The organism is Ramlibacter algicola (genome assembly GCF_016641735.1).
Lineage (GTDB): Bacteria > Pseudomonadota > Gammaproteobacteria > Burkholderiales > Burkholderiaceae_C > Ramlibacter > Ramlibacter algicola.
Genome location: NZ_JAEDAO010000001.1, coordinates 2,969,580 through 2,981,988, shown reverse-complemented (window position 1 = coordinate 2,981,988; position 12,409 = coordinate 2,969,580). Strand labels below are relative to the sequence as shown.

11 protein-coding genes are annotated in these 12,409 nt (G+C 65.8%); 8 read left to right on the top strand and 3 right to left on the bottom strand.

The window, feature by feature from the left end; all coding sequences use genetic code 11:
* Positions 1–7 precede the first annotated feature (7 nt).
* Positions 8–2,353, top strand: coding sequence for a P-loop ATPase, Sll1717 family (locus tag I8E28_RS14510; protein WP_200788754.1), 2,346 nt, complete (start codon positions 8–10; stop codon positions 2,351–2,353).
* A 19-nt stretch (positions 2,354–2,372) separates the two neighbouring features.
* Here the strand turns inward: I8E28_RS14510 and I8E28_RS14505 are convergent, their stop codons facing one another.
* Positions 2,373–3,101 (bottom strand): hypothetical protein, encoded by a 729-nt coding sequence (locus I8E28_RS14505; protein WP_200788753.1) that lies wholly within the window; start codon positions 3,099–3,101, stop codon positions 2,373–2,375.
* A gap of 198 nt (positions 3,102–3,299) precedes the next feature.
* Here I8E28_RS14505 and I8E28_RS14500 point away from each other — a divergent pair, with 198 nt between their 5' ends.
* From I8E28_RS14500 to I8E28_RS14470, 7 genes are all read left to right on the top strand, one after another.
* Positions 3,300–4,562 (top strand): ABC transporter substrate-binding protein, encoded by a 1,263-nt coding sequence (locus I8E28_RS14500; RefSeq protein ID WP_200788752.1) that lies wholly within the window; start codon positions 3,300–3,302, stop codon positions 4,560–4,562.
* Positions 4,563–4,569: 7 nt separating this feature from the next.
* A complete protein-coding gene (locus I8E28_RS14495) occupies positions 4,570–5,424 on the top strand; it encodes a branched-chain amino acid ABC transporter permease (RefSeq protein WP_200788751.1) in 855 nt (284 codons plus the stop codon).
* A gap of 7 nt (positions 5,425–5,431) precedes the next feature.
* Entirely contained in the window at positions 5,432–6,433 is a 1,002-nt protein-coding gene (locus I8E28_RS14490; protein WP_200788750.1) for a branched-chain amino acid ABC transporter permease, read from the top strand.
* Positions 6,430–7,185 (top strand): ABC transporter ATP-binding protein, encoded by a 756-nt coding sequence (locus I8E28_RS14485; RefSeq protein ID WP_200788749.1) that lies wholly within the window; start codon positions 6,430–6,432, stop codon positions 7,183–7,185. Before I8E28_RS14490 ends, I8E28_RS14485 begins: the two co-directional genes overlap by 4 nt.
* Entirely contained in the window at positions 7,175–7,882 is a 708-nt protein-coding gene (locus I8E28_RS14480; protein WP_200788748.1) for an ABC transporter ATP-binding protein, read from the top strand. Before I8E28_RS14485 ends, I8E28_RS14480 begins: the two co-directional genes overlap by 11 nt.
* A gap of 415 nt (positions 7,883–8,297) precedes the next feature.
* Complete coding sequence (locus tag I8E28_RS14475) at positions 8,298–9,413, top strand: NADH:flavin oxidoreductase/NADH oxidase (RefSeq protein ID WP_200788747.1); 1,116 nt, start codon at positions 8,298–8,300, stop codon at positions 9,411–9,413.
* A gap of 400 nt (positions 9,414–9,813) precedes the next feature.
* Positions 9,814–10,206, top strand: coding sequence for a VOC family protein (locus tag I8E28_RS14470; RefSeq protein WP_200788746.1), 393 nt, complete (start codon positions 9,814–9,816; stop codon positions 10,204–10,206).
* A 54-nt stretch (positions 10,207–10,260) separates the two neighbouring features.
* On the opposite strand, the gene I8E28_RS14465 is transcribed toward I8E28_RS14470, so the two are convergent.
* Both I8E28_RS14465 and I8E28_RS14460 read right to left on the bottom strand, forming a co-directional pair.
* Entirely contained in the window at positions 10,261–10,959 is a 699-nt protein-coding gene (locus I8E28_RS14465) for an SDR family oxidoreductase (protein WP_200788745.1), read from the bottom strand.
* Positions 10,949–12,370: an MATE family efflux transporter gene (locus I8E28_RS14460; protein ID WP_200788744.1), complete on the bottom strand. Its 1,422-nt coding sequence runs from the start codon at positions 12,368–12,370 to the stop codon at positions 10,949–10,951. The genes I8E28_RS14465 and I8E28_RS14460 overlap by 11 nt, the downstream gene beginning before the upstream one ends.
* Positions 12,371–12,409 lie beyond the last annotated feature (39 nt).

Here is a 12,409-nt window from a genome sequence, read left to right as displayed (position 1 = left end):
GGTAGCTATGCGGAAGTTTTTCTTCGCTTACACAGGGCGGCCCGTGCAAATAGGCGATGTGATCGTAGCTGCGAGCGCAAGACTACGCTCTGCCTCGCTCAAAGTCACACCGTGGCAAGAGCTAGAAGTCGCAGGGAACTTCATTCGCAATCAGGTACTAAACTCTATTGAGGACAGCGACCTGTTTATTGCGGACATTTCGATCGCAAACTTCAATGTGAGTTTCGAGATCGGATATGCGATTGGATGCGGCAAGCCAATCTTGCTAGTCAAGAACCGCGCTATCGACGAGGGGCCACTGAAGCTGCAGGAGATCGGACTCTTCGACACGATCGGTTTCACTGAGTACGAAAATGCTGAGACCCTGCAGAAGACGATCCAGGCGAATTCCGAGGTAGCCCGTCCGCTCCTCATCGCGCCCGCGCTGAACCTCAGTGCTCCGATCTATGCCATCGAGCCTAAGCACAAGACGGATTACATCATTGGGATTCGCTCGCGGCTCGAACGGGCAAGGATGTCCACACGTACCTTCGATCCGCAGGAGCGGCCGCGGCTGTCGTCCTGGGAGGCGATCGAGCAAGTCGCTCAGTCGTATGGGGTCCTTGTTCCGTTGCTGAGTAGGACGTTAGCGGATCACTCGCTCCACAACATGCGAGCGGCATTTGTGGCCGGCCTAGCTTCTGGCATGAAGAAGCCTCTTGCAATCCTGCAAGATGCCATCGAACAACCAGTCCCACTCGACTATCGAGACATCGTGCAACCGTGTCCGAACAGCGACGAGCTTCGGAAGGCCGTTGCAGCCTTTGTTTCCAATGTCATGGCTGCGATACAAGCCACAAGGCAGAAGGAGCCCTCGCACACTAAAAACTTCCTCGCATCCCTGTCCTTGGGAGCAAATGCTGCGGAAAACGAGGCATCTGCGTTAACGGAGTACTACCTCCCAATCGATGCCTTCAACCAGGCTCTTCGCGGCGAGGCGCATGTTGTCGTCGGTCGAAAGGGCTCGGGGAAGTCCGCACTATTTTTTCAGCTGATCGAGGTGCTGGCGAAGAGGAAGAACGACATCGTCATCGACCTTAAGCCTGAGACCTCCCAGCTGATCAAGCTCAAGCAAGCGGTGCTGTCATCTCTCACTGAGGGCGCGCGTGAGCACACCATTATGGCGTTCTGGGAGTACGTTCTTCTCGTAGAGATAGCGGCACACGTTCTGAGTACGGACAGAGATCGTCATCTCCGAGACCATCATCTCTTCGAACCGTATCGCGAGCTGGAAGCTCTGATATCGGAGGCCGGGATTTCGTTGGCTGGAAGCTTCGCGGATCGTGTGGCCTCCCTGGTGAATAGGCTCGTTGATGCGTACAACCCTCGTCTGGAGGGCAAGGTCGACGTCACACTAAGTGAAGAAGAAGTAACGGAGACGATCTATCGCAGCGCTGTGGGGAAGTTGGCCGCGAAGATTCTTGAGTACCTTCAGCACAAAGAAGAAGTTTGGGTCCTCTTCGATAATCTGGACAAAGGATGGAGTACAGACGGGCTGGACAAGACTGATCTGACGATCGTTCGATGTCTTGTTGATGCTTGCAGAAAGCTGCAGCAGCGCTTGTCCCGACAGCAGGTGCACGCGCACTCGATATTGTTCTTGAGGAACGATGTGTACGAACTCTTGGTCCGGTCGACGTCCGACAAGGGCAAAGAGGCGGCTGTTAAGGTGGACTGGACTGACGCTGACCTACTTCGCGAGTTGCTGCGGCTTCGTATCGTTGCTGCGGGCAAGCTTAATGAGAACAGTTCCTTTGACGAGGTTTGGTCAAGGATCGCGGTAAGTCACTATCGTGGCGAGGAAACCTCTCAATACCTGATCGAGCGCTGCCTAATGCGGCCTCGATTCCTGATTGACTTGGTTTCGTACTGCAAGAGTTCCGCGTGCAACTTGGGCCATGAGCGCATCCAAGAGAGCGACCTTGAAAAGGGCCTCAAGAACTACTCCAATGACCTGATCTCGGACTTGCAATATGAGATGCATGACATCGATCCACAGGCGGAGAATGTCATCTACTCTTTCATTGGATATCCGAGTCTCTTTGGGGAGTCAGATCTACTCGGCGCATTGAATGACGCGGGAATCGCTGAAGCTTCGCGCGAGCGAGTGATCGAAATGTTGCTCTGGTATGGATTTCTTGGAATTCTCCAAGACGCCGACAAGTCGACTTACATCTACGACGTGAACTATGAGATGAAAATCCTGGCTGGTGTGCGCAGGAGGAAGGGGGCGGACATTCAGTACTGCATTAATCCAGCGTTTGTGCCCGCCCTAGGAATCCAAACGAAGAATCCGTCGCGCTCTCTGTTCTGACTTCTACCGTTAGAGCTGGTCAGTGTGCGTGTTCTGCTGCGAAGCGCAGGCGTTCAGCTCGGAATCGCTCATGTAGCGTTCCGGACTGCGCGAGCAACTGTACCGGGGCCTCTCTGAGTAGTTCATAGAGCTGCCAAATCGCTTGCCTCTTTGCAGAGTCCAGCCGTTTGTCGAGCAGCAACGATCCTGCATTTCGGGCGATATTTCTGTAGCTTTCTACGTCCAGATCGATTCGCGCACAGCGTTGTACGAGATCCTGGAATTCAGCTTTCACTTGGTTTTGTCGATGCTTTTCGAGGGCAGAACGAGCGTCTATCAAGCTGAATGACTCACGAATGCTCCATCGCCTGTGCCCTTCAGCGACAGATTTCAAGATGTCTTCGAAGTCACGTCCGACGCCGCAGGTTTGGCCGTAGTGCTGGTAGATGGTGAGGATCGACTGTAGGTCTGATGATCTCTGCGTTGCTTCAAGCTGGGCGCGCTGGAAGTACAGGACCAGAGCAACTGACAACAGTCCGGAAAATGCTGCCGTGTGCCCGCCAAAGAAGTCTCCCATCTGGCCGAGAACCACGGGCTCCGCATATGCGCGCATATCGAGAGTAAGGCTGTTCCACGCAAGCACAGAAAAATTTAGAAGGGGGAGCAGAGCTATTGCGCCGAATGCTGCGATCAGCATTTTCATCCCGCCCGAGCTGATGCGCACGGCCGGCGGGGAGGCCTCGGTCGTCACGGTGCCGTGCGGGTTCATGGACCTCTCGCGCTAGGCATCGAAGCGGGCGGGCGCCAGGGCCAGTGACGGCAATGCTCATTGTCGCGTTGAAGAATTCATCCCGGCCAAACCCTGATCGCCCGCCCCGCCGATCGACTCCTCGGGCAATCCCTGTGCCATGGCCGTGACGGTCGCCTTTAAAAAGGCGGCTCCAGCACCCCACCAGGAGACAAGGCCATGAAGTTGGACAGCACTGGAACCGGAGCGGCCCGCCGCGTGCGACGCCCGCTGTTGGTCCTGGCCGCGGCGTGTGCCGCTTTCGCACTCTCGGCGCCGCCGGCGCTGGCCCAGGGCAAGCCGATCCGCATCGGCGTGCCGACCGCGATGCAGTTGCAGGTCGGGCGCGACACGCAGGATGCGGTGCAGATGGCGATCGACGACATCAACGCCAAGGGCGGCGTGCTCGGTCGCAAGCTCGAGATGGTGGTTGCCGACGAGACCGAGAATCCCGAGACCGGCATCAGCGCCATCAAGAAGCTCACCGCCGACGAGAAGGTGGATGTGCTGGTGGGCGGCTACACCAGCGGCGTCACGCTGGCGCAGCTGCCGCACATCTCCAGCGCCAAGACGATCTACCTGGGCGTGGGAGCCGCTTCGCCGGCGATCACGGCGAAGGTCAAGGCTGACTACGACAACTACAAGTACGTCTTCCGCGTCGGCCCGATCAACGCGGCGCACCAGGCGCGCCAGCTCACCGGCTTCATCTCCACCTTCGTCAAGGGCGAGCTGGGCATCACGAAGATCGCCATCGTCGGCGAGAACGCCAAGTGGGTGCAGGACCTCGTTCCGATCCTCAAGAAGGGCGCCACTGACGCCGGCGCCGACGTCCGCGTCACCGAGTTCTTCGACACCCAGACGTCCGACTTCTCGCCGCTGTTCTCCAAAGTCAAGGACTCGGGAGCGCAGTACCTGGTGGTGGTGCTGTCGCATGCCTCCAGCGACATCTTCGCCAAGCAGTGGTACGACTCGCGCTTTCCCATGCCCTATGGCGGCATCGACGTGAAGAGCATGGACGGCGACTTCTGCCAGCGCATCGGCGGCAAGTCGATCGGCCAGCTGGCGGCCAACTTCGCGGTGCGCGCGCCGCTCACGCCCAGGACCATTCCCTTCTTCGACGAGTTCCAGAAGCGCACCTCGCGCGCGCCGGTGTACACCGCGTTCGGCGCCAACGACGCCGTCTACATTTACGCCGACGCGGTGAAGCGCGCCAACAGCACGGATGCGAATGCGGTGATCAAGGAGCTGGAGAAGACCAACTACGTCGGCATCCCCGGCATCATCCAGTTCGACGACACGCACGACGTCAAGGTGGGCACCGCCGACTTCAAGGGCCCGTCGTTCCTGATGGCCCAGTGGCGCGACGGCTGCAAGCGCGAAGTGATCTATCCGAAGCCGATGCGGACCGCCGACTTCACCCCCCCGGCGTGGCTGAAGAAGTAAGCGCGCCTTGCTCGAGATCCTGATCGTCGGCGCTGTCAGCAGCGCCATCTACGCGATGCTGGCCGTGGGCTTCACGCTGATCTTCGGCGTGGCCCGCGTGCTGAACCTGGCGCACGGCTCGTTCTATGCGCTGGGCGCGTACGGCACCTACTTCCTGAGCTCCACGCTCAAGTGGCCGCTGCTGGTGGCCGCGCTGACGTCGGTCGCGGTGGTGGCGCTGTTCGGTGTGGCGGTCGAACGCGTGCTGGTGCGGCCGATGCGCCATTCGCAGTTGGCCGTGCTGATGATCACGCTGGCGGTGGCGCTGGTGGTCGAGCAGGCGCTGTTTCTCACCTTCGGCTCGGAGTACCGCAACGTGCCGGCCTTCGTCGACACCAAGTTCACCATCGGCGGCGTCGACGTCGGCGGCGCTCGGCTGCTGGCGCTGGGCGTCTGCATGGTGCTGATCGGGGCGCTGTGGCTGTTCATCCAGCACACGCGGCTCGGCTCGGCGATCCTCGCGATCTCGCAGGACGCGCAGGCGGCGCAGTACATGGGCATCCCGAGCGACCGGATCTTCTCGCTCGTGATGGCGATCTCGGCGGCCCTGGCTGCCGCGGCGGGCATCCTGGCCGGGCCGTTCCTGACGGTGCAGCCGACGATGTGGCTGCTGCCGATCGTCAAGGCGTTCGCCATCGTGGTGGTCGGCGGCCTCGGATCGATCCCGGGCAGCATCGTCGCCGCGCTGATGCTCGGCTACGCGGAGACCATCGTGGCCTACGGCATCTCCACCTCGTGGACCGAGATCGTGTCGGTGCTGGCCACCCTGCTGATGCTGGTGGTGCGGCCGGCGGGCATCTTCGGCCGGCGTGCTGCCTTCTGATCGCGCCATGCTGCCCCACCGGCTCGACTTCGCCGCCGCCGCCGCCTTCTTCGGGCTGATGGCGCTGCTGCCGCTCGTCTTCGGCAGCAACTACCTGATCGGCGTGCTCACGGTCAGCGCCATCTACGGCATCTGGGCCGTGAGCTGGGACTTCATGTCCGGCCTGACCGGGCGCGAGAACTTCGGCCACAGCCTGTTCATCGGCGTCGGTGCCTACACGGCCGGCTTCCTCAACACCAGCCTGGGCGCCAGCGGCTGGTGGAGCCTGCCGGCAGCCATGGTCGTGGCAGTGCTGTTCGCCTTGGTGATCGGGCTGCCGACGCTGCGCCTGAAGGGGCCTTACTTCGCGCTCGCCATGCTGTCCGGCGCCGTGATCATGCAGCGGCTGATGCTGATCTTCTGGGAGTACACGGGGGGCGAGGAGGGCATCAACGGCCTCACGCCGCTGATCCGCTCGCAGCTGGGCTTCTACTACTTCGCGCTGGCCGTGCTGGCCGCCATGACGCTGCTGCTGGTGGTGCTGGCGCGCTCGCACTGGGGGCTGATCCTGCGCGCCATCCGCGGCGACGAGGCCACCTGCCAGGCCGCCGGCATCAACGTGACCTTCTACAAGATCGCCTCACTGGTGATCAGTGCCGCGTTCGCCGGCGCCGGCGGCGCGATGTACGCGCACTACCAGTTGCAGGTGAGCCCGCAACTGTTCGCCGTCGTCACCTCGATCACGATCATCACCATGGTCTACGTCGGCGGCATGGGCACGATCTACGGGCCGGTGGGCGGCGCGATCCTGCTGGTGCTGTTGATGGAGCTGCTGCGCGACTTCGGCGAGTGGCGGCTGATGATCTACAGCTGCACGCTGATCCTGATCCTGTTCTTCCTGCCGGAGGGACTGGTCGCGCCCATGTGGCGGCGCCTTCGGGCTGCGCTCACATCGCGCAAACCTGCGGGCACCGGGCGCACCGCGGCCGGATTGAGCCAGCTCGAGCCGGGCCGGGAGCCGCGCCCATGACGGTGCTGCTCGACGTCGCCAACCTGAACAAGCATTTCGGCGGGCTGCATGCTGTGCGCAACGTCTCGTTCCAGGTGCGGGCCGGCGAGATCGTCGGCATCCTGGGTCCCAACGGCGCCGGCAAGACCACGCTGTACAACCTGCTCACCGGGTTCATCCCGCCCGACCCGGGGGCGCGCGTCCTGTTCGACGGCCACGACGTGCTGGGACGGCCACCACACCGCATCGCCGCACTCGGTATCTCGCGCACCTTCCAGCTGTGCCGGCCGTTCCTGGGCCTCACGGTGCTGGAGAACGTGGTGGTGGGCGGCCTCGGGACCGGACGCCGCGACGACGCCGAGCTGGAGAAGCGGGCGCTGCGCTTGCTGGAGCGGGTCGGCCTGGCCGGCCGCGAGCAACTGCGAGTCGACGCGCTGTCCTATGGCGACCAGCGCCGCCTGGAGATCGCGCGGGCGCTCGCGGCGCGGCCGCGGCTGCTGCTGCTCGATGAACCTTTCGCCGGTCTCGGCAGCGCGGAGATGGCGGACCTGTCGGCCCTGATCCGGCAGGTGCATGCCGACGAGGGGCTCACGGTGCTGCTGATCGAGCACAAGCTGCGCGAGTTCATGAGCCTGGTGGAGCGTGTGATCGCGCTCGACTTCGGCGAGATCATCGCCGAGGGGCCGCCGGCGGAGATCGTGCGCAATCCCGCCGTCATCGAGGCGTACATCGGCCGCGATGCGGAGGAAGCTGGAGCGCTCGATGCTGCTTGAAGTGCGCGATCTCTCGGTCTCGTACGGCAAGGCCGTCGCCCTGGAGCGCGTGTCGCTCGAGGTCGCGCGCGGCGAGTTCGTCGCGGTGCTCGGGCCCAACGGCGCGGGCAAGAGCACGCTGCTCAAGGCGATCTCGCGTGCCTGCCCGTCCACCGGCACCTTGCGTTTCGCGGACGAATCGCTGCAGGCGTTGCCGGCCCATGCGGTCGTCGGCAAGGGCATCTGCCACTGCCCCGAGGGCCGGCGGCTGTTCCCGGAACTCTCGGTGCTGAAGAACCTGATGCTCGGCGCCTACCTGCGCAAGGACCGGGCCGGCATCGAGGCCGACCTCGCCGCGGTGTACGAGCTGTTTCCGGTGCTGCGCGAACGCGCTCCCCAGGTGGTGAGCACGCTGTCTGGTGGACAGCAGCAGATGGTGGCGATCGGCCGCGCGCTGATGGGACGGCCGTCGCTGCTGCTGCTGGACGAGCCGTCGGTGGGGATCGCCCACCGTCTCAAGCTGGAGATCTTCGACGCCATCAAGCGCATCCAGCGCCGCGGCACCGCCATCCTGATGGCCGAGCAGGATGCGCAGTCGGCGCTGCGGGTGGCCGACCGGGTCTATGTGCTGGAGCACGGGCAGGTGGGCCGCTCGGGCACAAGCGCCGCGCTGCGCGCCGACGACTCCATCCGGCAGGCTTACCTGGGCGTGGATTGAAGCGATGGGGCTCATCGCATCCACCGGGAGACGCGTGCGTTCGAAGAAAGACCCAAGTACGGCGAACAGTACGGGACCGAACCGCGATCCGGCAGCCTCGCGCTCATCTTCCTGATCCGCCGCGCCCTCGAGCTTCCAGCACCAGCCTGTCGCGTTGAGCCGGGACGCCCGAACGGGCAGATGCTGCATGCGGATGTCGAAGCATGCATGGGGCCGAAGAACCAGGGACAGTTCGTCTCCTGCATGACGAAGGTGACGGACACAGCCGCCGGGGCCGGCCTGCTCTGTGCCAGCCAGAGGGGCGCCGTGATGAGCTGTGTCGCGCGCGGTCGCTGATCGCACGACATGAAAGTGAAGGTGGCGCCCTGGGCACCACTTTTCATTTGCATGCCGCGTTTTGCTCTAATCCGCGCCCATGACCAAGTTGTTCGATCCGCTCCAACTGGGCACGCTGCGCCTTCCAAACCGCATCGTCGTCGCCCCCATGTGCCAATACTCGGCCGAGGAGGGCAGCGCCACCGATTGGCACCTGATCCACCTCGGCCACCTGGCGCTGTCCGGCGCCGGGCTGCTGATCACCGAGGCGACCGCCGTCTCGGACGTCGGCCGCATCTCGCCGCAGGACCTGGGGCTGTACTCGGATGCGAACGAGGCGGCGCTCGCCCGCGTGCTGGCGGGGATCCGCGCGCACTCGCCGATCCCGGTCGCGATCCAGTTGAGCCACGCGGGTCGCAAGGGATCGAGCCGCGCGCCGTGGGACGGTGGCGCCCAGATCGCGCCGGACGAACCGCAAGGCTGGCTGACCGAAGCACCGTCCGCCGTGCCGCATGCGGAGGGCGAACACGCGCCCATCGCCCTCGACGCCGCTGGCCTCGCACGGGTGCGCGACGCCTTCGTGCAAGCCACCCAGCGCGCCGCGCGCCTGGGCGTCGACGGCATCGAGCTGCACTGCGCGCACGGCTACCTGATGCACCAGTTCCTTTCCCCGGTGGCCAACCAGCGCACCGACGCGTATGGCGGCAGCCTGCAGAACCGCATGCGGTTCCCGCTGGAGGTGTTCGAGGCCGTGCGTGCCGCGTTCCCGGCCGGCAAGCCGGTGTGGGTGCGCGTCTCCGCCACCGACTGGGTGCCGGGCGGCTGGGACGTCGAGAGCACGATCGCCCTCGGCCGCGAACTCAAGGCGCGCGGCTGCGCGGCGATGCACGTGTCCAGCGGCGGCGTGTCACCGCACCAGAAGATCGCGCTCGGGCCTGGGTACCAGGTCGGCTTCGCCAGGCAGGTGAAGGAGGCCGTGGGCCTGCCGACCGTGGCCGTCGGCCTGATCACCGAGGCCGAGCAGGCGCAGGAGATCCTGCAGCGTGGCGACGCCGACGCGATCGCGATGGCGCGCGCGATGCTCTATGACCCGCGCTGGCCCTGGCATGCCGCCGCCAAGCTGGGCGCGCACGTCACCGCGCCGAAGCAGTACTGGCGATGCCAGCCGCGGGAGTTGAAGGATTTGTTCGAGGGGGCGCACTACGGGCAGCGGTAGGGCGCCTGACGGCGCTCAATCCGCCGTGATGCCCTGGGGCGCCACAGATCGGCCTGCGCGAACGCGAGCATGGGGGCGCAGGGCCGCGGAAGCGGCCAGCACTCCGCGGTGCCGCTCACGACGAGCGCGGCACGTTCGACTTGCGACCCGAGCCACCGAGGGGGCCGGAGGGAAGGTTCCGCCGCGCCGACATCCTCTTGCCTTCCCCGGGGAGCTTGTGGATCGCGGTCCGTGCGCGCGCATCGGGCTCGGGGCGGCCCGGGCCCTTGGACGCGCCGCTTTCGTCGAAGGACGTTGAACGCGCCGGCCCTGGCTCTGCACGTTCCTCCCGTCACGCCAGCGTAGACTCCCGCGGCCCGCACCCCGCTGGCGATCGGATCCAACGAAGAAAGAGCGAGACATGTTGAACCACGTGATGGTCGGCACCAACGACATCGAGCGGGCCAAGCGCTTCTACGACGCCGTGCTCGGCGTGCTGGGCGCCGGAGAACCCGTGCGCAACGTGAACGGGACCGGCCAGGCGCGGCTGTTCTACCGCCACGAGGGCAGCACGTTCGGCGTGACCCAGCCGATCGACGGCCAGCCGGCGACCCATGCCAACGGCGGCACCATCGGCTTCAAGTGCAAGTCGGCCGAGCAGTTGCAGCAGTTCCACGACACGGCGGTCGCGCAAGGCGGTACGTCGATCGAAGGCGCGCCCGGCCCGCGCGACAGCAAGCCCGGCGCCGCGCACATGGCCTACGTGCGCGATCCGGACGGCAACAAGCTCTGCGCGGTCTACCGGCCGGGGTGAGCCTGCCCGGGCGATCGGGCTCCCCAGCGACGCGCCGCCACGTCGGTCAGCCGATCAGGCTTTCATGTAGACGCCCGGGTCGGCCGAGAGCCCGCGCTTGACCTGCAGGGTGATCTCGTCGGCCAGGGCCTCTTCGGCGCCGGCTTCCAGGGCATCGAGCACGCGGGCGGCAATCGCGTCCGGCGTGGACTTGGGCGCGTCGATGCCGCGCGTGAGGTCGGTGTCGACGAACCCGAAATGCGCGCCCAGCACCTGGGTGCCGTGCTCGCGCAGCTCGTGGCGCAGGGAGTTGGTCAGGCCCCAGGCCGCCGACTTGGTCGAGCCGTACACACCAAGCGTGGGCCGGTTGATCCAGCTGGCGACGGACAGCACGTTCACGAGCGCGCCGCCGCCGTTGCGGGCCAGCACGGGCGCGAAGGCCTGGCTCATGCGCAGCAGCCCGAAGTAGTTCACTTCCATCTGCTCGCGCGCGGATTGCAGACTGCCGTCCACCATGACGCCGCCGAACGTGGCGATGCCGGCGTTGTTGACGACGATCGACACGTCGCCGCAGGCGGCCACGGCCGCGGCCACGTCGGTGTCGCTGGTGACGTCCAGCCGAATCGGCTGGACGCCGGGAACGTCGACTCGCGACGGGTCGCGCACACCAGCATAGACCTTGCGCGCACCGCGGGCGAGCGCCGCGCGGGCGAAGGCGAGGCCGATGCCGCGATTGGCACCGGTGACGAGGACGACGGCATCTTCAAGCTTCATGGAGCACTCCTGGTGAACGAACGGGGGCGGGACGGCGCCACACCGGCTGGCCGAACCAGGCCCCGGCGGCGATGGACCCGGCATTGATGGCGCCGTAGACGACCAGCGCAGCGGCCTGGGCAGCGAACACGCCGACGAGGCCCCAGCCCGCGCGAAGGGCCAGCCAGCCGCCGGCGGCAGCGACGACAAGCCGCGCGATGTTCCCCAGCACCGGCCAGAGCAGGCGTCCCGCGCCCTGCGAGGCGAAGTACAGCAGCAAGGCGATGCCGAAGAAGCCGTAGGTCGGCGCGACGATGTGCAGGTAGTCCGTGCCGGCAGCAACGGCGCCGGCGTCGTTCGTGAACAGGCGCATCCACGGTTCGGGAAAGAGCGTGGCCAGCACGCCGATGGTTTCCGCGAGCGCGCCCGCGATGGCGGCGCCGATCCAGGTCGCGCGCAGTGCGCGATCGCGCTGGCCGGCGCCGATGCAGGTGCCGACCAGCACGACCAGCGGGGCGCCGAGCCCGAACACCAGCGGCACCAGCAGGTACTCGAGCCGCGACGCGGTGCCGTAGCCCGCGATGGCGGCCGTGCCCACCTGGCCCGCCAGGCCGGTCGCGACCGCGATGCTCACGTTCGTGGCGACCGTCGAGATCGCGCCCGCGAGGCCGATCTTCAGGATGCCGGCGAGCGGGGCACGGCGCAGCCGGAACCCGCGCCAGCGCGGCCGCACGACGTTGCGGCCGCTGGCCACGGCCCACACCAGCCATGCGACGCCGGCGGCGTAGTAAATGAGCAGGGCGATCGCGCCACCGGCCACGCCCAGCGCGGGCAGGGGACCGAAGCCGAAGATCAACGCCGGCGACAGCGGCACCAGCGCGAGGGTGCCTACCAGCGTGACGGTAGCGGGGAGCGCCATGTTGCCCGTGCCGCGCAGCACGGACGCCAATGCATTGAAGACCCACACCAGCGTCGCGCCGCCGAACACCCAGCCCGAGTAGGTGAGCGCCACGCGCAGCGACTCGCCGCTGCCGCCCATGCGCGCATACAGGGCAGCGCCGCCGAGCCAGGCAACTGCCGTCGACAACAGCCCGAAGGTGACTGCGATCGCGATCGCATGCAGCGCGAGGTCGTCCGCCTCGTCGTTGCGCCGGCCGCCGAGCGCGCGGGCGATCGACGCCGAAATGCCGCCGCCGATGGCGCCGCCGGAGAGCATCTGCATCAGCATCACGACCGGGAACACGAGCGCCACGCCGCCCAGGGCATCGACGCCGAGCCGGCCGATGAAGTAGGTCTCGATCAGGCCGGCGGCCGACTGAGCGACCAGCACCAGAACGTTGGGCGCCGCCATGCGCAGCAGCAGCGGGACGATGGGGGCTTCGAGCAAGCGCCGCGTGCGCGGGTCGACGGTCGGGGTGCCGGGCTGGGACATCGGGATCTCCGGGGATCTGGTGCGTGCATATGCACGTTT